The sequence below is a fragment of the Burkholderia sp. BE17 genome (genome assembly GCF_009362305.1).
GTDB lineage: Bacteria > Pseudomonadota > Gammaproteobacteria > Burkholderiales > Burkholderiaceae > Burkholderia > Burkholderia pyrrocinia_C.
In genome coordinates this window covers 85,319-105,148 of the sequence record NZ_WHNU01000012.1, presented here as the reverse complement: position 1 = coordinate 105,148, position 19,830 = coordinate 85,319, and the positions used below count along the sequence as shown (strand labels likewise).

At 67.8% G+C, this 19,830-nt stretch carries 21 protein-coding genes; 7 read left to right on the top strand and 14 right to left on the bottom strand.

The window, feature by feature from the left end; all coding sequences use genetic code 11:
- Positions 1-2 precede the first annotated feature (2 nt).
- Both GD429_RS12805 and GD429_RS12800 read left to right on the top strand, forming a co-directional pair.
- Positions 3-791 (top strand): DUF2182 domain-containing protein, encoded by a 789-nt coding sequence (locus tag GD429_RS12805; protein ID WP_152857260.1) that lies wholly within the window; start codon positions 3-5, stop codon positions 789-791.
- 8 nt (positions 792-799) lie between these two features.
- Positions 800-1,693 (top strand): DMT family transporter, encoded by an 894-nt coding sequence (locus tag GD429_RS12800; RefSeq protein ID WP_152857259.1) that lies wholly within the window; start codon positions 800-802, stop codon positions 1,691-1,693.
- 129 nt (positions 1,694-1,822) lie between these two features.
- Here the strand turns inward: GD429_RS12800 and GD429_RS12795 are convergent, their stop codons facing one another.
- The 4 genes from GD429_RS12795 to lhpH form a co-directional block, all read right to left on the bottom strand.
- Positions 1,823-2,152: a DUF4148 domain-containing protein gene (locus tag GD429_RS12795; protein ID WP_152857258.1), complete on the bottom strand. Its 330-nt coding sequence runs from the start codon at positions 2,150-2,152 to the stop codon at positions 1,823-1,825.
- A 224-nt stretch (positions 2,153-2,376) separates the two neighbouring features.
- The gene (locus tag GD429_RS12790; RefSeq protein WP_152857257.1) at positions 2,377-3,252 is read right to left on the bottom strand and encodes a PilZ domain-containing protein; all 876 of its coding nucleotides are present in this window, start codon (positions 3,250-3,252) and stop codon (positions 2,377-2,379) included.
- Between the two features lie 79 nt (positions 3,253-3,331).
- Entirely contained in the window at positions 3,332-5,929 is a 2,598-nt protein-coding gene (locus tag GD429_RS12785) for a penicillin-binding protein 1A (RefSeq protein WP_152857256.1), read from the bottom strand.
- 174 nt (positions 5,930-6,103) lie between these two features.
- A complete protein-coding gene (gene lhpH, locus GD429_RS12780; protein ID WP_152857255.1) occupies positions 6,104-7,111 on the bottom strand; it encodes a trans-3-hydroxy-L-proline dehydratase in 1,008 nt (335 codons plus the stop codon).
- A gap of 89 nt (positions 7,112-7,200) precedes the next feature.
- On the opposite strand from lhpH, the gene GD429_RS12775 reads away from it, so the two are divergent.
- The gene (locus GD429_RS12775) at positions 7,201-8,253 is read left to right on the top strand and encodes an RNA-guided endonuclease InsQ/TnpB family protein (protein ID WP_152857316.1); all 1,053 of its coding nucleotides are present in this window, start codon (positions 7,201-7,203) and stop codon (positions 8,251-8,253) included.
- An 81-nt stretch (positions 8,254-8,334) separates the two neighbouring features.
- Here the strand turns inward: GD429_RS12775 and GD429_RS12770 are convergent, their stop codons facing one another.
- Positions 8,335-9,456 carry a branched-chain amino acid ABC transporter substrate-binding protein gene (locus GD429_RS12770; protein ID WP_152857254.1) on the bottom strand — a complete coding sequence of 374 codons (1,122 nt, stop codon included), beginning with the start codon at positions 9,454-9,456 and terminating at the stop codon, positions 8,335-8,337.
- A 121-nt stretch (positions 9,457-9,577) separates the two neighbouring features.
- Entirely contained in the window at positions 9,578-10,315 is a 738-nt protein-coding gene (locus GD429_RS12765) for a FadR/GntR family transcriptional regulator (RefSeq protein WP_152857253.1), read from the bottom strand.
- Positions 10,316-10,579: 264 nt separating this feature from the next.
- On the opposite strand from GD429_RS12765, the gene lhpI reads away from it, so the two are divergent.
- The 3 genes from lhpI to GD429_RS12750 all read left to right on the top strand — a co-directional run bounded on the left by lhpI (position 10,580) and on the right by GD429_RS12750 (position 12,877).
- A complete protein-coding gene (gene lhpI, locus GD429_RS12760) occupies positions 10,580-11,515 on the top strand; it encodes a bifunctional Delta(1)-pyrroline-2-carboxylate/Delta(1)-piperideine-2-carboxylate reductase (protein WP_152857252.1) in 936 nt (311 codons plus the stop codon).
- 161 nt (positions 11,516-11,676) lie between these two features.
- Entirely contained in the window at positions 11,677-12,081 is a 405-nt protein-coding gene (locus tag GD429_RS12755) for a response regulator transcription factor (RefSeq protein WP_152857251.1), read from the top strand.
- A 16-nt stretch (positions 12,082-12,097) separates the two neighbouring features.
- A complete protein-coding gene (locus GD429_RS12750) occupies positions 12,098-12,877 on the top strand; it encodes a helix-turn-helix domain-containing protein (protein WP_152857250.1) in 780 nt (259 codons plus the stop codon).
- Positions 12,878-12,929: 52 nt separating this feature from the next.
- Here the strand turns inward: GD429_RS12750 and GD429_RS12745 are convergent, their stop codons facing one another.
- From GD429_RS12745 to GD429_RS12720, 6 genes are all read right to left on the bottom strand, one after another.
- Positions 12,930-13,283, bottom strand: coding sequence for a metal ABC transporter ATPase (locus tag GD429_RS12745; protein WP_152857249.1), 354 nt, complete (start codon positions 13,281-13,283; stop codon positions 12,930-12,932).
- 157 nt (positions 13,284-13,440) lie between these two features.
- On the bottom strand, positions 13,441-13,680 hold the full coding sequence (locus tag GD429_RS12740) for a hypothetical protein (protein ID WP_034179571.1): 240 nt from the start codon (positions 13,678-13,680) through the stop codon (positions 13,441-13,443).
- A 16-nt stretch (positions 13,681-13,696) separates the two neighbouring features.
- Positions 13,697-13,987 carry a DUF1488 domain-containing protein gene (locus GD429_RS12735; RefSeq protein WP_152857248.1) on the bottom strand — a complete coding sequence of 97 codons (291 nt, stop codon included), beginning with the start codon at positions 13,985-13,987 and terminating at the stop codon, positions 13,697-13,699.
- A 111-nt stretch (positions 13,988-14,098) separates the two neighbouring features.
- Positions 14,099-14,497 carry a DUF488 domain-containing protein gene (locus tag GD429_RS12730; protein WP_072436759.1) on the bottom strand — a complete coding sequence of 133 codons (399 nt, stop codon included), beginning with the start codon at positions 14,495-14,497 and terminating at the stop codon, positions 14,099-14,101.
- A 151-nt stretch (positions 14,498-14,648) separates the two neighbouring features.
- The gene (locus GD429_RS12725) at positions 14,649-15,851 is read right to left on the bottom strand and encodes an amino acid aminotransferase (protein WP_152857247.1); all 1,203 of its coding nucleotides are present in this window, start codon (positions 15,849-15,851) and stop codon (positions 14,649-14,651) included.
- A gap of 46 nt (positions 15,852-15,897) precedes the next feature.
- Positions 15,898-17,283 carry an amino acid permease gene (locus GD429_RS12720; RefSeq protein ID WP_152857246.1) on the bottom strand — a complete coding sequence of 462 codons (1,386 nt, stop codon included), beginning with the start codon at positions 17,281-17,283 and terminating at the stop codon, positions 15,898-15,900.
- 320 nt (positions 17,284-17,603) lie between these two features.
- Here GD429_RS12720 and GD429_RS12710 point away from each other — a divergent pair, with 320 nt between their 5' ends.
- Positions 17,604-18,077: an Lrp/AsnC family transcriptional regulator gene (locus GD429_RS12710; RefSeq protein WP_034179576.1), complete on the top strand. Its 474-nt coding sequence runs from the start codon at positions 17,604-17,606 to the stop codon at positions 18,075-18,077.
- A gap of 18 nt (positions 18,078-18,095) precedes the next feature.
- Here GD429_RS12710 and GD429_RS12705 read toward each other — a convergent pair whose 3' ends face one another.
- Both GD429_RS12705 and GD429_RS12700 read right to left on the bottom strand, forming a co-directional pair.
- Positions 18,096-18,650, bottom strand: a complete 555-nt coding sequence (locus GD429_RS12705; protein ID WP_152857245.1) for a hypothetical protein — start codon at positions 18,648-18,650, stop codon at positions 18,096-18,098.
- A 287-nt stretch (positions 18,651-18,937) separates the two neighbouring features.
- The gene (locus GD429_RS12700) at positions 18,938-19,795 is read right to left on the bottom strand and encodes an EamA family transporter (protein ID WP_321574573.1); all 858 of its coding nucleotides are present in this window, start codon (positions 19,793-19,795) and stop codon (positions 18,938-18,940) included.
- Positions 19,796-19,830 lie beyond the last annotated feature (35 nt).

The following is a 19,830-nucleotide window of genomic DNA, read 5'->3' as shown; positions in this document are numbered from 1 at the left end:
CCATGGCAGCGTCGCTGCATCGGCGCCTGTTTCCGCTTGTGCTCACGAGCCTCGTTGCATTCGCGTGGGTCACGCTGTGGGCGTGGACGCGCAGTCCGTACGGGCGTTATCTCGAGCACGGCGACGGTGTCGCCTCCGAACCGTTCAGCGCGCTTTGTCGCGCGCTGCCGGGCGGCGCGTTATGGCTGCCGGCCGTGCTGAACGCGGCCGCCTGGACGCTGATGATTCTTGCGATGATGCTGCCGACCACGCTGTCGCTGTTCGATGCGTTCGCGCGCGTCGTCGCGAACCGCCCCGACCAGGCGCGCCTGCTCGCGCTCGTCGGCGTCGGCTACGTCGTCGTGTGGAGCGGATTCGGCCTCGTCGCGCACGGGCTGCATGCGCTGGTGCTGACGGGCGTCGCGCATGTGCCGGCGCTCGCGTGGCGCGGCTGGCTGATCGGCGCGGCCGTGTTCACGCTCGCCGGCGCCTTTCAGTTCAGCCGGCTGAAGGAACACTGCCTGGACCGGTGCCGCACCCCTTTCAGTTTCGTGATCAGCCGCTGGCGCGGCCGCACGCCGTTGCGGAACGCATTTGCGCTGGGCGCAAGCCACGGGCTCTTCTGCGTCGGGTGCTGCTGGGCGCTGATGCTGCTGATGTTCGTCGTCGGCGCCGGCAGTCTGGGCTGGATGCTGTCGCTCGCCGCGCTGATGGCCATCGAAAAGAATGCGGCGTGGGGACGGCAGCTCACGGCGCCGCTCGGCGTCGCGCTGTTCGGCGTGGCCGTGCTGATCGCCGCGAACCACGCGTGAGGCCCGCGATGCGCCCGCCCGCCTCCGCATTCGCGCTGCACGTGCGGCCGGGCGTGCGGGTCGCCGCGCTGACGTCCGTCGCGATGCTCGCATTCGCGTCGAATTCGCTGCTGTGCCGGCTCGCGCTGCAGGGCGGACGGATCGACGCGGCCAGCTTCGGCAGCCTGCGCCTCGTGTCGGGCGCGCTGATGCTCGCGATCGTTGCCCGCGCGGGTGCGCAACGCCCCGCCCCGCCTGCGGACTGGCCCGCGGCGGCGATGCTGTTCGCCTATGTCGCGTGTTTCTCGTTCGCGTACCTGACCGTCAGTGCCGCGACCGGCGCGCTGATCCTGTTCGGCGCCGTGCAACTGACGATGTTCGCGGCGGGATGGCGCGCCGGCGAACGGTTCGCCCCGGCGGGCTGGGCCGGGTTCGGCGTCGCGCTCGGCGGGCTGCTGTATCTGGTTTCGCCGGGGCTCGCGGCGCCGACACCGCAAGGCGCCGCGCTGATGACTGTCGCCGGCGTTGCATGGGGCATCTACTCGATACGCGGCCGCAAGCCTGCCGATCCGGTCGCGGCGACCGCCGGCAACTTCCTGCGTGCCGCACCACTGGCGCTCGCGTTGAGCGTCGCGCTCGCCGACCGCGTGCACCTGACGCCGGCCGGCATCGTGCTTGCCGTGCTTTCCGGTGCACTCACATCCGGCCTCGGCTACGTCGTCTGGTATGCCGCGCTGCGGCACCTCACGGCCATGCGCGCCGCGGCAATCCAGTTGTCCGTGCCGCCGATCGCCGCGGCCGGCGCCGTGCTGTTCCTGTCGGAACAGCCGACCTGGCGGCTCGCGCTCGCATCGGCCGCCATCCTCGGTGGCGTCGCGGCGGTGCTCGCGACCCGCGCTCGCCACGCAGGCACCTCGCCGTGACGCCAGGCCGGCGCACCGCGCTCGCCCCGGCTCATTCGTGCATGCAGAAACGAAAAACCCGCACACGGATACCGTGCACGGGTTTCGGGGAAGCCTGCAAACCGGGCGCCCTCGCGGGCGCCGGCCGGCTTAGTGGCCGAAGTACACCGACGAACGATCGGCTGCGGCCGGCACGACCACGCGCTGACCCGATTGCGACGTTGCGGCGGCATTCGCGCCGTAGCCCGTTGCGTCGGCCTGCGCGCCGGTGTTCTGCGCGGCGGCGATCTTTGCCTGGGCGGCCTGGATGTTTTCCGGGTAGTTCACCCAGTCGTTCGGGTTGTAGCCGGCCTTTTCGAGCTGCACCAGCTCGGCGCGCACTTGCGCGCGCGTCAGGGGCTGCTGGTTCGATTGGGCGAACGAGACGATCGGTGCGGCCACCAGCGCGGCCAGTGCAACTGCCTTGATCAGCGATTTCATGATGCGTTACCTCCAGGATTGTTTTGTCAGGCGCTTCGGACTCGGGGTCGTTGCGCATGAGTAGAAGTCTAGGAGGCTCGACTATCAGGGTAAATACTTAAATCGCAAATTCACTGTTGACGGGAACCGTACAATCGCGGGGAAATTGGCCTATTCATCAGACGATTATCGGCGTTCACGCGCCGAATGCCGCGCTACGGCATCCGGCGGGCGCTGCCCGCGTGTCAGCGCGCTTGGTCGGTATCCGTCGACGCCATCAACCTGTCGAACAGCAGTGCCTTGAGGCGAACCAGATCGTCGGCGCCGGTCTCGCCGAACGCCGCGTGATGAAGCGTCAGCGCCGGCGCCACCGGATCGGCATGCACGGCCCGCACCGTGCCGTCGAGCGCCAGCAATTCGACGCTGTCGCCCGCCGCGTACGGCAGCAGCACGCGCAACGGCTCGCCGGGTGCGGCGATCGTCCGGTCGAACGCGACCGACAGTCCGCTCAGGCTGATGTCGTGCACCATTCCGATGCGTTCCGTCCCACCCGCTCCACCCGTACAGCAGGCCGCGATCCGCGCCGGCACGCGCGGCTCGGCGCGCGTGCGCAGCCGATCGACGAAACCGGGCGGCGACAGGATCATGAACGGCGCGGCGCCCGACGCCTGCACCGACTCGACCGTCGCGCCGAAACGGGACACCGCGGCCCGGCCGATCGCCACCGCTTCGACGTCATCGCCGCGCGCGAAGTCGAGCGCGGCCGCCGGCTGCGGCTCGACGAACAGCGCACCCGACGCGGCGACGCCGATCAGCCGGAAACGCTGCAGCGTGCGTGTCGTGCCGACCCGGCGGCGGATGCCGATCGCCGCGCCGGCCGACAATCCCATTCGCGTGGCGGGCGGCGCCGTGCCAGGCACGCGCGGATCGGCATCGGTGTCATCGCGCCGGCGCACGGGCCGGAAATGGTCGAACAGGAAAGCATGCTGCGCGGCATCGCTCAGCGTCGTGCCGGCCGGCAGCAGCGCGGCGCCGTCGGCATCGTAGAGATCGAAGCCGAATGGCACGCCTGCGCAGAGGTCGTCGCGCGCCAGCGCGACATAGTCGTTGGGAGGCCGCATCGGAGTGGCGCGGAGCGACCGCGCGAGCTGTCGTGACAACAGGATTACGGCAGCATCGCGCGAAATCTGAACGGCTTCGTTACTGCGAGGCGCCCGTCGTGTCGGGAGCGGCCGGCGCGACCGGTGCGGGCGGCTGGACTGGCGTGGCCGAAGGCGCTGCGGCCGGTGCGGCGCCGATGCCCGTGCTGCCGCCGCTCGCCGTACTTGCACCGGCCGGCGGCTGCGCCGTCTGCGGTTGCGATGCGCCTGCCGACAGCGCGGCGGCCGATGCGGCCACGTCGGACGCCGGGAGCCATTCCTCGACGATGCCGCCGGACGCCGCTTCAGGTGCCGATGCGGCCGAAGCAGCCGATGCCGCGCCTTCGTCGGCCTCCGGCGGAAGCTCCGGACGCTGCGTCCTGACGGGCGCGGGCGTCTTCTTCGGCTCGGGCCTGAACCATGTGTCGAACAGATCCGTTGCACGCTCGCGCAGCGACGCGAACCAGCCGGGCGACGGCTCGGTATCGAATTTCGCCTTCGTGTCGACGATCCGGGCGCGCTGCGCGCGCTGGAAGAAATCGCCGACGATCGGCAGCGCGCTGTGCGCACCCTGCCCCCAGTAATCGCTGCGCAGCGTCACGCGGCCGTCGTCGAATCCGACCCACGCACCGGCGACGAGGCCGGGCTGCATCAGGATGAACCAGCCGTCCGCGTTGTCCTGCGTCGTGCCCGTCTTGCCGGCTACATCGCCGCGAATGCCGAAGCGCGTGCGGATGCTGCCGCCGGTGCCGCGCGTCACGACATCGCGCATCACGTCGAGCAGCGTCTTGTCGGCTTCGGCGTCGAGCGCGCGCTCGGGCGGCGCCGGCGCGTACTCGGCGAGCACGTCGCCCTGGCGGTTTTCGATGCGCGTCACCATTTGCGGTTCGACGTACAGCCCGCCGTTCGCGATCGTCGCGTACGACGCGACCATCTCCTTCAGCGTGACCGGGCTCGTGCCGAGCGCGAGCGACGGCACGCGTTCGAGCGGGCTTTCGCGCACGCCCATGTCGCGCGCGAACCGTGCAACGGCCGCGGGCCCGACCTTCTCCATCACCTGCGCGGTGATCCGGTTGCGCGACAGCGCGACCGCGTCGCGCAGCGTCATCGGCTTGCCCGTAGGCGGTACGTCGTCGTTCGGCCGCCAGATCTCGCCGCCCTTCAGCGGAATCTCGACCGGCTGGTCGATGAACGTGTCTTCCGGCTTCATCCCGCTCGCGAACGCGACGCCATAGACGAACGGCTTGAACGTCGAGCCCGGCTGGCGCCGCGCCTGCGCGACGTGATCGAACGGCTCGTCGGTAAAGTCGCGGCTGCCGACCCATGCGCGGATCTGCCCGTCGCGCGGATCGATCGCGACGAAGCCGGCCTGCACGTCGGTCTTCGTCTTGCACAGCGCGCGCATGAAGCCGCGGTCGGCCGCGAGCAGCTTCATCGCGGCCGCGTCGTCCTTGCCGGCGTCCTGCGCGGCCTTGTACTCGGGCGACTCGCGCATGAAGGTGCGGAACACCTCGTTGTCGGTGCCGCAGCCGTCGCGGCCGCTCCACGCGTTGTTCGCAATGCCCTGCAACTGGTTGCCCTGCAGCGTGAGCGCCTGGGTCGCCATCTGCTGCAGCCGCGAGTCGATCGTCGTGCGCACGACGAGGCCATCCGAGTAGATGTTGTAGTCGTTGCGGTCGGCCCACGCGATCAGCCATTTGCGCAACTGCTGCGCGAAATGCGGCGCCGGCCCCGGCGGCTCCTTCTGCCGCTCGAAGTCGATGCGCAGCGGCCGGCGCTGCAACTGCGAGAACTGCGCCGGCGACAGCTTGCCGTACTTCACCATCTGGCCGAGCACCGTGTTGCGCCGCTGCAGCGCGCGCTCCGGGTTCAGCACCGGGTTGTAGTAGCTGTTGCCCTTCAGCATCCCGACGAGCGTCGCGCTGTCGAGCACGTCGAGCTCGTCGGCCGACTTGTCGAAATAGGTGCGCGCGGCCATCTCGACGCCGTACGCGTTGTACAGGAACGGCACCGTGTTCAGGTAGGTCTCGAGGATCTGGTCCTTGCTGTAGACGGCTTCGATCTTCAGCGCGGTGATCGCCTCCTTCACCTTGCGCGTGAGCGTCGGCGCGCGGCCGATCTCGTCCGGATACAGGTTGCGCGCGAGCTGCTGCGTGATCGTCGAGCCGCCCTGGCGGCTGCCCGAGAACGTATGGAGCGCGGCCGACGCGGTGCGTTTCCAGTCGAGGCCGTGATGCGCGTAGAAGCGATGATCCTCGGTCGCGATCAGCGCGTCGACCATGTGCGGCGAGATCTGCTTGAGCGGCACCCACTCGCGGTTCGACGGCTTGAATTCGGCCAGCAGCTTGCCGTCGGCGGACAGCACCTGTGCGGGCTGGTCGACGCGCGCCTTGCGGATATCGCCGATGCCCGGCGTGAACGGGATCAGCACGACCACGTACAGCACGAACAGCGCCGGCACGGCGGCGGCCGTGAGCAGCGCGCCGCGGCGCGTCGGATGACGGAGATGCCGCAACGCGGCGGCGGCGAGAGGCTTGACCCTCGCGACGGCGGCAGCCGCGACGGGTTGGGCGCGCGCGACCCAGCTGGCACAGAAGTCACGCACTGACGACACGTTTCGGCGATTCACGCGGGTGGAGCTCGGCTGAAAAGGGTGCATCGTACCAAAACTCGCGCGGCCCGCCGGGCCGTGGCGGCTTTACGCCGGCGTGCACCGCGCGGCGGCGCGGCCGTTCGCACGCAAAAAAGGCGCGTGCCCCGCAACGGGGGCGACGCGCCAAGCCTGGTACTACAACCGGGTAGCCGCGCGACGGCGGCCGATCGGCGCCGCTGTTCAGCGCACGAGAAAACCGTAGGTCAGCGGATCGCGTTCGTCGACGATCCAGTTCGCGAAACCGCAGATATGCGCGCTGCCTTCCACTTCCGGGATCACGGCCGGGATGTCGCCGACCGTCGTCTCGCGCAGCACGCGCCCCTTGAAGATCGTGCCGACGATCGATTCGTTGACGAGCGTGTCGCCGGCCGCGAGCAGCCCGCGCTGGTACAGCTGCGCGACGCGCCCGCCGGTGCCGGAGCCGGTCGGCGAACGGTCGACCTCGCGATCCGCGAACACGCAGCAGTTCGCCTGCGTCGAGCCAGGATGGCGCGGCGCGTTCGCGATGATCGTGCCGTAGATATGGTTGATTTCCGGAATCTCCGGATGCACGACCGGGTACTTCGCGTTCGCGGCGGCCTTCACTTCCGCGCCGAAGCGGATCAGCTTTTCCACCGCCGCCTCGCGCACCGGCAGGTCGAACGGTGCGCCGTCGACGTAGAAATAGAACGCGCCGCCATACGCGATGTCGCCGGTCACGGTGCCGAACGACGGCGTGTCGACCGACACGTCGCGCCGCCAGATGAACGACGGCACGTTGACGAAGCGCACGGGCCCCGCATGCTCGCCGTCCCACTTGACGAAGGCCTCGATGAAGCCGCACGGCGCGTCGATGCCGACCCGCGTTTCCGGCACGGTGCGCTGCACCCAGCCGAGCTCGACCGCGGCGGTCGACAGCGCGATCACGCCGTGCCCGCAATGGTCGCTGTAGCCTTCGTTGTGCACGAAGATCACGCCGAAATCGGCGTTCGGCGACACGGGCTCGGTCAGGTAGCCGCCGTACATGTCGGCGTGGCCGCGCGGCTCGAACATCAGCGCGCAGCGGATCTCGTCGGCGTTCTCCTTGAGCCATGCGCGGCGCTGGACGATCGTGTCGCCGGGCAGGCGCGGCAGCCCGCTCGTGACGATGCGGAACGCTTCGCCGCCCGTATGGACTTCGACAGTGGAAAGGGATCGGGAAATTTTCATCAGATGCTCTGAGAAACCCCGTCCTTCAGGGCGGGGAGGAAAGGAGCGCCGCTGTTTGACAGCGGCATTCCAACGTTAAAATGACCGGCATGATTCTTGTCTACCGCTACCGGGTGAAGTCGCTCAACGGACTGCTTAACAAGCAGAGCCGTGCGGTGAACTACGTCTGGAACTTCTGCAACGACACGCAGAAGCACGCGCTCAAGTGGAGCAAGAAGTGGCCGACAGGTTTCGACCTCAACATGCTGACGACCGGCAGTAGCAAGGAACTCGGACTCCACTCCGGCACGATCAATGCGACGTGCGAGCAATATGCGAAGTCGCGCAGCCAGCACCGTCGCCCCTACCTGCGCTATCGCGGCAGGAAGTCGCTTGGCTGGGTGTCGCTGAAGGGCCGCGATCTGAAGCGCGAGGGCGACGCATTCCGCTTCGCCGGCCACACCTTCCGCGTGTTCAGCAGTCGCCCGCTGCCCGACGGCAAGATCAAGGACGGCACCAACTTTGCGCAGGATGCGCGGGGCAACTGGTCCCTGAATATCGTGATCGAGATGCCTGATGTTAAGGCGCGCCCGATCCGTTCCGGCGTCGGCCTCGATCTCGGTCTGAAAGACTTCGCCACACTTTCGACCGGCGAGAAGCTGCCTAACGACCGGTTCGGCCAGCGCGCGGCCGAAAAGCTGGCGAAAGCGCAGCGTGCGCGAAAGCACAAGCGGCACATCGCGAAGCTGCACGCCAAGGTGGCAAACGCTCGCGCGGACTTCCAGCACAAGCTCGCGCTCGATCTGGTGCGGCGCTTCGACTACATCGCGGTCGGCAACGTGTCGGCCGCCAAGCTCGCCAGAACCAGGATGGCGAAAAGCGTCTATGACGCGTCCTGGTCGTCCTTCCGAAATAGGCTCCGTTACAAAGCGATGGCGCACGGGGCCACGTTCGAGGAAGTGGACGAAAGCGGTTCCACCCAGTCCTGTTCGGCGTGCGGGTCGAAAGCCAGCACAACGCGGCCGAAAGGTATCGCGGGACTGAGAATAAGGGAGTGGAAGTGCAGCAACTGTGGTGTCGAGCATGATCGCGATATCAACGCTGCATTGAACATTCTCCGATGCGGACGTGCATCGCCAGGTGTGGGAATCACCTCCCTTTAGGAAGGCGAGGACGTCAAGGTCGATCGAATGCGTTGAAACGAAGAACGGCGGCCAGGCCGCCGTCCGATGGCAGGCTGGCCGTTACTTCGCGTACGGTTCGGGCAGGCCGTTGCGGATCACGTAGACGGACGTCGGCGCGCCCTTCAGGTCGCCGTTCGCGTCGAACGAATAGGTGCCCGCGACGCCCGCATAGTTCGACTTCGCGAGCTGCGCGATCAGCTTCGCCTTGTCGGTGGTCGTGCCGGCCTTGACCATCGCGTCGGCGAGAAGTTTCACGCCGTCGTAGTAGTTGACGCCGTAGACCTGCGTGTCCGTGTGATAGGCGTCGTGGTACTTCTTCAGGAATTCGCGCCCGGCCGGCGTCTTCTCGAGCGCGACGCCGCCCTGCGCGCAGTAGACGATCGATGCCGCATCGCCCGCCACCTTGCCCATGTCGGCCGAGCAGATGCCGTCGCCGCCGAGCAGCTTCGCGCGCAGCCCGCGCTGCTTCATCTGCTTGGCCATCGGCGCGCCCTGCGCCGCATAACCGCCGAAGAAGATCACGTCGGGGTTGCCGGCCTTGATCTTGGTGAGGATGCCGAGGAAATCGGTGGCCGACGAACTCGTGTATTCCTGGTCGACGATCTTGATCCCGTTCGCCTTCGCGACGTTCATGAACTGCTCGGCGACGCCCTGCCCGTACGCGGTGCGATCGTCGACGACGGCCGCGGTTTTCGCGTTCAGCGTCTTCGCGGCGAACGTGGCCATCGTGCCGCCGAGCTGCTCGTCGCTCGCGCCGATCCGGAAGATGTTCTTGAAGCCCTGCTTCGTGAGCGCCGGATTCGACGCAACCGGCAGGATCGGCACGCCGGCGTTCGAGTACACACGCGATGCCGGGATCGCGACGCCCGAGTTGTACGGGCCGAGCACCGCGACGACGCCCTTGTCGACGAGGTTCTGCGCGACCTGCACGCCGGCCTTCGGGTCGGCCTGGTCGTCGTCGGACAGCAGCTTGAACGTGACGGTCTTGCCGGCCACCTTCACGCCGGCCTTGTTGAGTTCGTCGACGGCAAGGCGCGCGCCGTTTTCATTGTCCTTGCCGTTCGCGGCCTGCGGGCCCGTCAGCGGCGCCGAGTGGCCGATCATCACGACTTCCTGCGCGTGAGCGGAAGTCAGCGCGCCGGCGGCAACAGCCACCGAGAGCGCGGTAACGAGGTGTCGCATGATGCCTCCTGATTGGTTTTGTGTGAAACCAATGTAGGACACGCGTGGTCACATCGCAAGCAATTTCAAAATAATTTTCGCGATTCTGGTCATATTTCAGACCAGAACGAAGCCGCGCACGTCACTTCGGCGCGATGTCGCGCCGCACGCGGCGGATATGCTGCTCGACATAGAACGCGGCCGCATCGGCATCGCCCGACACGATCGCCTCGTAGATCAGCCGGTGTTCGGACACGTAGAGCCGGATCCGGCCGGCGTCGTAGATGCCGTCGTCCTTCAGCCGCTTCCAGAGCGGCTGGTCCATCGTCTTCGCGACCTCGTCCGCGATCTTCACGATCAGCGGGTCGCCGGTCATCAGCGCGAGTTGCCGATGGAACAGCCGGTCGCTCTCGTTCCACAGCGCGCGCTGGTGCGGATCGTCGACGTCGGTGATGGTTTCCATCTGCGCGAGATAGCGCTCGGCGCCCGGGTCGGCGCGGCCGTGCGAGGCTGCGAGGCGCGCGATCGCCGGCTCCAGGATCAGCCGCACGTCGAGCGTCGACGTCGGGCTGAAGTCGGCTTCGGACGCCGCTCGCATGTCGCCGCGTTCCGCCAGCACGTCGAGTGGCGACGTGACGACGTAGGTGCCCGAATTGCGCTTCGTGAACACCAGCCCTTCGTTCTGCAGCGCGCCGAGCGCCTCGCGCACGGCCGGTCGGCCGACCTGGAACAGCACCGCGAGCTCGCGCTCGGACGGCAGCCGCGAATCGGCCGCGTAGCGCCCCGCGCGAATCTCGTCGCGGATCTTCTCGGCGACCTGCTCGTAGATCTGCAGCGGCCTGAAACCGCCTTCGAATGATTCGGAACGCGCGGACATCATCGTATGGCTCCTGCCCGGTCGCGGGCGTGGACTTGGAATGGGTTCGCACTATACCGGAGCGGCGCGTGCATCGAGACTACGGCGCCCCTTCTGGACAGATATTAGAACCAAAATCGGTGCCGCGTTTGATTTTCCGGGTTGCGCGCGCGGGTGAAATTGGTATAGATTCGATCCACACTGCCCTGTATTACGGTATCCGGCAGCCTCGCGGCGGGCGCGTCATGCGCCCGTCGTCCACGCTCACCGACGCCCACGACGTACACGATGACCGCCCTTTCCCGGATTCCCGTTTTCGATGCGGCCGACACGGCCGCGCTGCTCGACTACCCGGCGCTGCTCGCCACGCTCAGGCAGGCCGTCGCCGAATACGCGGCAGGCGAGATCGTCAGCCCCGAACGCCTGGTCGTGCCGCTGCAGGCCGGCGGCGTGATGCTGTCGATGCCGTCGAGCGCGCGCGACCTCGCGACCCACAAGCTCGTGAACGTGTGCCCCGGCAACGGCGCGCGCGGGCTGCCGACGATCCTCGGCCAGGTGACCGCGTACGACGCGACCACCGGCGAGATGCGCTTCGCGCTCGACGGCCCGACCGTCACCGGCCGCCGCACGGCGGCCGTCACCGCGCTCGGCATCGACGCGCTGCATGGCGCCGCGCCGCGCGACATCCTGCTGATCGGCACCGGCAAGCAGGCGGCCAATCACGCGGAAGCGCTCGCGGCAATCTTTCCCGATGCGCGCCTTCACGTGCGCGGCACCAGCGCCGCCGGCGCGGCCGCCTTCTGCGCCGCGCACCGCGCGCAAGCGCCGCGGCTCGCACCGCTCGACGGCGACGCGATTCCCGATGCGATCGACGTCGTCGTCACGCTGACGACGAGCCGCACGCCCGTCTACCGCGAGGCCGCGCGCGAAGGCCGGCTCGTGGTCGGCGTCGGCGCGTTTACCGCGGATGCGGCCGAGATCGATGCGAACACGGTGCACGGCAGCCGGCTCGTCGTCGACGACCCGGCCGGTGCGCGCCACGAGGCCGGCGACCTGATCGTCGCGCAGGTCGACTGGCAGCACGTCGCGTCGCTCGCCGACGTGCTGGGCGGCGCGTTCGCCCTCGGCGGACCGCTGCTGTTCAAGAGCGTCGGCTGCGCCGCGTGGGATCTCGCCGCGTGCCGCACCGCACGCGATGCGCTGGACGCGCGCCGGGCCGGCTGACCCGGCAGCGAAGCCCGCCGGAGCGGCATCGCAACATCCAGAGCGCTCCGGCGCTTTCCCGTACGCGTTGTAGGAAACGCCCTACAACGCGTCGAAGCGGCCTACATCAACTTCCAATTCGGCCGATTTCATTTTCGGCGGCGCAACCCGATACTGCCGGCATGAATGCCAGCCTGTCACCCGCCGCGCTCAGGGTGTTTCTCGTCGATCATGCCGTCGCCGTCCGGCAGCGCATCGCGCTGCTCGTCGGCGCGATCCGCGGCGTCGCCGTCGTGGGCGAAGCGGAAGACGGCCAGGACGCATGGACGCAGATCCGCAGCGGCCGTGCGGATGTCGTGATCGTCGACCTGCGGCTCGCGGACGGCAGCGGCCTCGACCTGATCGGGATGCTGGCGAAGGCCGCGCCGCGCATCGTCACGATCGTGCTGACGAATCATTCGGCGCCGGCGTTCAGAGAGGCATGCGCCGCGGCCGGAGCCGATTACTTCTTCGACAAGACCGTCGAATTCGACGCCGCGTGTCGTGTCATCGAATCCCTGGTGCACGCTCGCGTGCACCGCCCCTGACAAGCCGGAGCGACCCATGTCCACCGCCACCGCCTGCGCCGCCGACCTGCCCGTCGCGCCCCGGCCGACGACTCCGCTGCGTGCGCTCACGCGCGCCGACGCCGCCAAACATCCGGCCGCGCGCTGCTCGGCCTGCGCGATGCGCTCGATCTGCCTGCCGCCGCAACTGACTGCCGCCGAATACGGCCGGCTCGACGCGATCATCTGCACGACCCGGCAGGTTCGCCAGGGCGACGCGCTGTTCCGCACCGACGATCCGTTCCAGAGCATCTATGCGGTGCGCGCGGGTTCGGTCAAGACGGTGATGATGCATCGCGACGGCCGCGAACACGTGACGGGCTTCCAGATCGCCGGCGACACGCTCGGGATGGACGGCATCGGCAGCGGCCAGCACTGCTGCGACGCGATCGCGCTCGAGGACAGCGTGGTGTGCATCATCCCGTTCGGTGCGCTCGAAGCGGCGTGCCGCGAGATCAAGCCGATGCAGCACTTCCTCTACCAGATGATGAGCAGCGAGATCGTGCGCGAATCGAGCCAGATGCTGCTGCTCGGCACGATGTCGGCCGAACAGCGCGTCGCGCATTTCCTGCTGAACCTGTCGTCGCGCTTCGAGGCGCGCGGTTATTCGGCGACGGAATTCAACCTGCGGATGACGCGCGAGGAAATCGGCTGTTATCTCGGGATGAAGCTCGAAACGGTCAGCCGGATGTTCTCGCGATTCCATCGCGACGCACTGGTCGAAACGCGCGGCAAGCGCGTGCGCATCATCGACGCGCAAGCGCTCGCGCAGGTCTGAATCGGGCTGACGTACGCACCGGCATCATCGACGCGGCGGCGCGCGCCATGCGTCACCGAGCCGCCGTGCCATCGGTCGCCGCGTCGCGCGGCATCACCCTTCCACGGCCCGCCTGGCACGCGATCAGCGCCTGTTCGGCCTGAGCGAACGCGCGGCGCAGCGCGTCGTCCACGTTGTCGCCGGTGCACGGCGGCAGCGGGCTGAGCACGGAGCCGTGAAACACCAGGTCGAGCCGCACGTCGTAGGTGCGCGCGCCGTCGGCTGCCGCGCGCGATTCGATTGCGAGGTGACAGCCGTCGATCAGCGCGCGAAACCGCTCGAGCCGCACCAGTTGCGCGCCGGCTTCGGCTTCGACCGCTGCCGAACCCGTGAATCCGAGGCAGGCGATCTGCATGCCCACGCCCATGTCGTTTCTCCTGACGGGGCCGCCCGCTCGTCGACCGCCTTGCATGCACCGCGCGCGCCGAAACGCGGCGGTGTGTGTTTCCCGTGGCATGGCGCGGATCCTTCGATCGCCGGCCTGCCGATGTGGTGTGCCCGCGCCCCTGTCGGCGCGGCACCGTTCATACGTTGAAAACCTGCGACGTCTTCATCTCGATCCACGTCATTCCGGCCCGCAGCCCTTCGATCATCGCCTCGCGCTCGGTCGGATACGCGTGGCTATGCTCGAACGTATGGTGAAAGCGCGCGGCGCCGCTGCCGTGCTCGACCGACACGCGGCAACGGAATTCGCCCGATTCGCACGGGCGCGTCTCGACCTCGACCGACCAGTCGCGTTCGTGTATGTTGCCCTGCAGTGTCATGCGCCCTCCTGCGGTGTCAGTCGCCGAGCCGGAAGTGGCCGCTGTGCAGCAGCACCGGCCGGCCGCCGATTTCCTCGAGCATCCGCCGTGCCATGGCCTCGATCGCCGGCCGGTGCGCGTCGAACGCGGCCAGCAGGTCGCGTTCGAGCAGCGACGGTGCGCCGAAATGGTCTTCCAGTGCCTCGGCCGTGACCGCGCACTGCACGCAACGCCCGTCGACCAGCGCCGAAAACGCGACGACCAGGTCGCGCGCGCAATATTCGGCCGGCTCGGGCGGGAAGGTAATCTGCATCTGTCCGCCAGTCATTGTCGTGATGGCTCCATGAAGAGAGCATAGCGGCGCGCGCCGCCGCCCGCTTGACCCACGTCAACCGGTTCGCTGCACCGCACGATCGCGGTGCGGTATCGTGCCGCCGCGTCAGCCCGCGTCGGGTTCGATCGCCGCGCCGCGCTCCGCGAGCAGCTCGCGCAGCACGCTGCGGTGGCAATGGCGCTCATCGTCGCAATAACAGCCGATCGAGAACGCGGTGGTCGCCGACAGCGCCGCCAGCAGGTCCAGCACCTTCGCCGGATCGCCATGCGCCATCTCCGCGCGGAAGTGGCGCTTGAACGCGTTCCATTCGGCATCGGTTTCGGCGGCCTGCGCCTGCGCGACGAGCTCGGGGCTCGGCGACAGCGTCGGCAACCATACATCGTAGTAGTTGCGCGACGCGAATTCCGCCTTCGGTACGCCGCGCGGCGGCCGCCGCACCGTGCCGATCCGCAGGCCCTCGCCGGCCGCGCGCGGCGTGCCGAGCTGGATGATCCGGATGCCCATGTCGCTCCTGTGTCCTGTGTCCGATGCCGTGATCGTACCGCCGCGGCTGCGCGCGCGTCAGCCGGCCGGCCGCGCAACAAAAAAACCGGCTGCCTCCGCGACGGGAGACAGCCGGTTCGGCCAGCAGCGTTGCGCGCCGGGCGCGCGACGATCAGACGCCGCTCTTCAGCACCTTGCCGATTGCGTCGGCAACGATGCCGACGTTCGAATCGTTCAGGCCCGCCACGCACATCCGGCCCGAACGCAGGATGTACACGCCGTGCACTTCGCGCAGCGCGTCGACCTGCGATTCGGTCAGGCCCGTGTACGTGAACATCCCGCGCTGCTTCACGTAGCGCGTGAGCGCTTCGCCGCTGACGTGGTCGCGCAGCCCGTCGTGGATCGACTGGCGCATCCGCGCGATGCGGCGGCACATCGCCGAGAGTTCCTCTTCCCACTGCTTGCGCAGCGCGGGCGTGTTGAGCACGGCCGCGACGACTTTCGCGCCGTAGGTTTGCGGGTTGCTGTAGTTCGAGCGCACGGCGCCGGCCAGTTGCCCGAGCACGCGCTCGGCCGCGGCCGCATCCTCGCAGACGACGCTCAGGCCGCCCACGCGCTCGCCGTACAGCGAGAAGTTCTTCGAGAACGAGTTCGCGACCAGCGCCGGCACGCCGCGACGGGCCAGCTCGCGCACCGCGAACGCGTCCGCGTCGAGGCCCGCGCCGAAGCCCTGGTATGCCATGTCGACGAACGGCAGCAGGCCGCGCGCCTCGATCACGTCGATCAGCTTTTCCCACTGGCCTTCGTCGAGGTCGACGCCGGTCGGGTTATGGCAGCACGCGTGCAGCAGCACGATGCTGCGCGCCGGCAGCGCGTCGATCGCCGCGAGCATCGCGTCGAACTTCAGGCCGCCCGTCGCCTCGTCGTAGTACGGATACGTGTTCACCGTGAAGCCGGCGCGCTCGAAGATGAAGCGGTGGTTTTCCCAGCTCGGATCGCTGAGCCACACCTGCGCGTCCGGGAAGTAGCGCTTCAGGAAATCGGCGCCCACCTTCAGCGCGCCCGAGCCGCCGAGCGTCTGCAGGGTCGCGATGCGGCCGGCCGCGCGGGCCGGGTGATCGGCGCCGAACACCAGCGCCTGCACCGCGTCGCGATACGTGGCCAGGCCGACCATCGGCAGGTACGGCTTCGGGCCGCTCTCGCGCTGCAGCGCGGTTTCGGCTTCGCGCACGGCGCCCATCACCGGAATCCGCCCTTCGGCATCGAAATAGATGCCGATGCTCAGGTTGACCTTCTGGTCGCGCGGATCTTTCTGGAAGTTCTCGTTGAGCGTCAGGATCGGGTCGCCCGGGTACGCGTCGATGTGTTCGAACATGGCTTGAGTCGGTCTCGTTTGGAAGAATGGTCGGTAGTGGCCTGCGTCAGCCTGCGGACACGCCGTCGCGCACCGCATAGCCTGCATTCTTCTGACGAAAGCGATACCCGATCGCGAGCACCGCGAGCCATACCGGGATCAGGTACACCGACAGGCGGAGATCCGGCGTCAGGTACATCACGACGAGAATGCCGGCCATGAATGCCAGGCACAGGTAATTCGTGAAAGGATAGCCCAGACTGCGGAAGGAAGTCTTCTCCCCGGCTGCGCGCTTGGCCTGGCGGAACTTCAGGTGGATCAGGCTGATCATCGCCCAGTTGATGATCAGCGCCGACACGACGAGGCCCATCAGCACCTCGAACGCCTTGCCCGGCATGAAGTAGTTGACCAGCACGCACGCGCCGGTGGCGAGCGCCGACGCGCCGAGCGCGGCGAGCGGAATGCCGCGCTTGTTCACCGAGCACAGCACCTTCGGCGCGTTGCCCTGCTGCGCGAGGCCGAACAGCATCCGGCTGTTGCAGTACACGCCGCTGTTGTAGACCGACAGCGCGGCCGTCAGCACGACGACGTTCAGCACGTTCGCGACCAGGTTGCTGCTCAGCGCGTGGAAGATCAGCACGAACGGGCTGCCGCCGCTGACGACCTTCTCCCACGGATACAGCGACAGCAGCACGGCGAGCGCGCCGATGTAGAAAATCAGGATGCGGTAGATGACCTGGTTGGTCGCGCGCGGGATGCTGTGCTTCGGATCGTCGGCCTCGGCCGCCGTGATGCCGACGAGCTCGAGCCCGCCGAACGAGAACATGATCGCGGCCATCGACATCACGAGCCCCGACACGCCGTTCGGGAAGAAGCCGCCGTGCTGCCACAGGTTCCTGACGCTGGCCTCCGGCCCGGCATTGCCGCTCGCGAGCAGCCAGCCGCCGAAGCCGATCATCCCGACGATCGCCGCGACCTTGATGATCGAGAACCAGAATTCCGTCTCGCCGTACGACTTCACGCTGGTCAGGTTGACCAGGTTGATGACGACGAAGAACACGAGCGCCGACACCCAGGTCGGCACGCCCGGCCACCAGTACTGCACGTAGATCCCGACGGCCGACAGTTCGGCCATGCTGACGAGGATGTACAGCACCCAGTAGTTCCAGCCCGACAGGAAGCCCGTGAAGTGGCCGAAATACTTGTTGGCGAAGTAGCTGAACGAACCTGCGACGGGCTCGTCGACGACCATCTCGCCGAGCTGGCGCATGATGAAGAACGCAACGATGCCGGCCACCGCATAGCCGAGCAGCACGGACGGGCCGGCCATCTTGATCGTCTGCGCGATGCCGAGGAACAGCCCCGTGCCCAGCGCGCCGCCGAGCGCAATCAGCTGGATGTGCCGGTTCTTCAGCCCGCGCTTCAGGCCGTCGCTCTCGTTTCCAGAAACCATGTCTTCTCCACTCTGTCCGCCTCCGCCTGAAGCGGTGCGGCGCGCCTCGGTGTGCCGGGCGCTGTTTTTGCTGTGCCGGCGGCCGTTCGTGGAGCCGCCGGGTTGGGGACTGCAATCTTCGCGTGGCGGCGCCCGATTCCTGTCAGCGTGCCCGCCAGACCGGCCGCCGATTTGTCTCCGCGCCCGCATTGCTGCGGCCACACACGAAAATCCGGCGTCAGTTTAGCGTCGCGACGGCGAAATCGGGTTTCGTAACCCGTTCATGCAAACCCTACATTATGAGATAAGATTGCATCCAGGAGACAAATGAGGAAATAAAAATGCCTGAACCGGTTCTCGACCGCATCGATCGCCACTTGCTTTCGATCCTGCAGGAGAACGGCCGTGCGTCGAACCTCGACCTGGCGAAGGCCGTCGGCCTGTCGCCCGCGCAGACGTTGCGGCGCCACCGGCGGCTGGAAGAGATCGGCGCGATCCGCCGCTATGAAACCCGGCTCTGCCCCGACACGCTCGGCTTCGGCGTCACCGCGTTCGTGCACGTGACGATGGAGCGTGGGCATATCCGCGACCTTTCCAAGTTCCAGAAACTGGTGTCCGATCTCGCGCAGATCCAGGAATGTTTCTCGGTCACGGGCGACATCGACTATGTGCTGAAGGTCGTCGCACACGACCTGAAGGGACTGTCGCAATTCCTGCTCGAAACGCTGATGCGTATTCCCGGCGTGAGTGGCGTGCATTCGAGCGTGTGCCTCGACGAGATCAAGTGCACGAGTGCGATGCCGGTTGAAGCGTGAGAGCCGCCGGCCGGTCGGTCATTCGCAGACGGACGCCTGCGAGATCGGTCGCGTAGTTGCCGTCACGCGGCCGCCGGCGTCGACATGCAGTTCGCGCAGCGTCAGGCGGTCGTACGCGGATCCTGCCGAACCCCAGACTTCATAGTCATGCCCGGCTGCCGGAACGAAAGTCCCGGATACCGGCGGGTCGGAAACCCGCACGGGTTTGCCCCCGCGCAGGTCCTGGTAGTTGGCGCGCGACGTGATCGTGATCGGCTTGCCCGCCGGCACGACATACTCGTGGAAATATTTTGCTGCGTCGTCCGGCACCGGCATGCCGACCGTCTTGTTGACCAGTGCGGACAGGCCCGGCTTGGTTGCGACGATCGTATCCGGGTATCCGGCAAGCAACGATTCGGGTGGCCGGCATCCGCGATTGAAATGGAAATACACGACCGGCCCCCAGTAGGCGCGAATCCGCGCATCCTTCGTCGGGTCGTAAGTCGCATGCGTCCCGCCCTGCGTCGCGCATCCCGCCAGCGCCAGCATCACCAGCGCGGCCGTCAGGCGCCCGGTCGTCGTCTTCGTTGTCATCCCTGCCCCGTTCACCCGAAAGTCGTCATGCATGGCCGCCGTGACCCGCGTGGCCGCGACGGCGGCCGGGATTATGCCATGCATGCACGCCAGGATTCGATATACCAGCCTTTCGAGGCATCTTGTCGATCCTCCTGTTCGGCCGGGCGGTCCCGACATGCGTCCGACACTCGCACGATGGCACCGCCCATGGCAGGTCCGACTCATCAACGTCGATGAATCATCCTTCACCGTCAGTACATCACCCGTTCCCGTGCGACCGACACAAGCCCGGGTGACGCGCACGTTTACCGCACCGCTTCAAACGCACTGATCAGCAACGCCCCCGCCGCAATCACCGCACATCCCGCAGCACGGCGCGGCGTCAGCCGCTCGCCGAGATACACGCGCGCGATCAGTGCCGCGAACACCACGCTCGTTTCGCGCAGCGCCGACACCGGGCCCATCGGCGCGCGTTCCATCGCCCAGATCACGATGCCGTACGCGAGCGCCGCGAACACGCCGCCGCATGCAGCCTTCGCCGTCTCGCCGACATCCTGCGTCAGCCGCAGCGGACCCGCGCGCAGCCGGTAGTACGCGGCCATCATCATGCCCGTCAGTACGAACATCCACGCGGTATAGCCGACCGTGCTGCCGCTTTCCCGCACGCCGATTCCGTCGACCACGCTATAGGCCGCGATCGACACGCCGGTCGCGAACGCGGTCGGCAGCACCTTCGTCATCCGGTGCTTTGCGCCTCGCCCGCCCTCCAGCCCGATCGCCAGGATGCCCGCGCAGATCAGCATGAGCCCACCTTGCGCGCCGGCGTTCAGGTGCTCGCCCGCGAACGCCGCCGCGCCGAGCGTGACGAGCAGCGGCGCGGTGCCGCGCGCAACCGGGTAGGCAACGGTCAGGTCGCCGTGCTCGTAGGCGCGCACCAGCAGCAACGTGTAGACGACGTGGATCACGGCCGATGCGACGACACAGAGCCAGCCCATGAGCGTGATCGGCGCGGCGGCAGGCAGGAACAGCAGCGCGAACAGCCCGATCGCGATCTGCAGCACCGTGGCCGACCGCAGCCGGTCGCCGCTGCTGCGGACGAGCGCATTCCATGACGCATGCAGGAACGCCGCACACAGGACGGCGAACAGAACGGGGATCGGCACGCTGAATTCTCGGTAACGGTCGGCAACATGAAATC

What these genes read in the sequence shown, in the direction of transcription:
- GD429_RS12805 (WP_152857260.1), top strand. Translation starts at nt 3, where the DNA reads ATGGCAGCGTCGCTGCATCGGCGCCTGTTTCCGCTTGTGCTCACGAGC.
- GD429_RS12800 (WP_152857259.1), top strand. Translation starts at nt 800, where the DNA reads ATGCGCCCGCCCGCCTCCGCATTCGCGCTGCACGTGCGGCCGGGCGTG.
- GD429_RS12795 (WP_152857258.1), bottom strand. Translation starts at nt 2,152, where the DNA reads ATGAAATCGCTGATCAAGGCAGTTGCACTGGCCGCGCTGGTGGCCGCA.
- GD429_RS12790 (WP_152857257.1), bottom strand. Translation starts at nt 3,252, where the DNA reads ATGCGGCCTCCCAACGACTATGTCGCGCTGGCGCGCGACGACCTCTGC.
- GD429_RS12785 (WP_152857256.1), bottom strand. Translation starts at nt 5,929, where the DNA reads ATGCACCCTTTTCAGCCGAGCTCCACCCGCGTGAATCGCCGAAACGTG.
- lhpH (WP_152857255.1), bottom strand. Translation starts at nt 7,111, where the DNA reads ATGAAAATTTCCCGATCCCTTTCCACTGTCGAAGTCCATACGGGCGGC.
- GD429_RS12775 (WP_152857316.1), top strand. Translation starts at nt 7,201, where the DNA reads ATGATTCTTGTCTACCGCTACCGGGTGAAGTCGCTCAACGGACTGCTT.
- GD429_RS12770 (WP_152857254.1), bottom strand. Translation starts at nt 9,456, where the DNA reads ATGCGACACCTCGTTACCGCGCTCTCGGTGGCTGTTGCCGCCGGCGCG.
- GD429_RS12765 (WP_152857253.1), bottom strand. Translation starts at nt 10,315, where the DNA reads ATGATGTCCGCGCGTTCCGAATCATTCGAAGGCGGTTTCAGGCCGCTG.
- lhpI (WP_152857252.1), top strand. Translation starts at nt 10,580, where the DNA reads ATGACCGCCCTTTCCCGGATTCCCGTTTTCGATGCGGCCGACACGGCC.
- GD429_RS12755 (WP_152857251.1), top strand. Translation starts at nt 11,677, where the DNA reads ATGAATGCCAGCCTGTCACCCGCCGCGCTCAGGGTGTTTCTCGTCGAT.
- GD429_RS12750 (WP_152857250.1), top strand. Translation starts at nt 12,098, where the DNA reads ATGTCCACCGCCACCGCCTGCGCCGCCGACCTGCCCGTCGCGCCCCGG.
- GD429_RS12745 (WP_152857249.1), bottom strand. Translation starts at nt 13,283, where the DNA reads ATGGGCGTGGGCATGCAGATCGCCTGCCTCGGATTCACGGGTTCGGCA.
- GD429_RS12740 (WP_034179571.1), bottom strand. Translation starts at nt 13,680, where the DNA reads ATGACACTGCAGGGCAACATACACGAACGCGACTGGTCGGTCGAGGTC.
- GD429_RS12735 (WP_152857248.1), bottom strand. Translation starts at nt 13,987, where the DNA reads ATGACTGGCGGACAGATGCAGATTACCTTCCCGCCCGAGCCGGCCGAA.
- GD429_RS12730 (WP_072436759.1), bottom strand. Translation starts at nt 14,497, where the DNA reads ATGGGCATCCGGATCATCCAGCTCGGCACGCCGCGCGCGGCCGGCGAG.
- GD429_RS12725 (WP_152857247.1), bottom strand. Translation starts at nt 15,851, where the DNA reads ATGTTCGAACACATCGACGCGTACCCGGGCGACCCGATCCTGACGCTC.
- GD429_RS12720 (WP_152857246.1), bottom strand. Translation starts at nt 17,283, where the DNA reads ATGGTTTCTGGAAACGAGAGCGACGGCCTGAAGCGCGGGCTGAAGAAC.
- GD429_RS12710 (WP_034179576.1), top strand. Translation starts at nt 17,604, where the DNA reads ATGCCTGAACCGGTTCTCGACCGCATCGATCGCCACTTGCTTTCGATC.
- GD429_RS12705 (WP_152857245.1), bottom strand. Translation starts at nt 18,650, where the DNA reads ATGACAACGAAGACGACGACCGGGCGCCTGACGGCCGCGCTGGTGATG.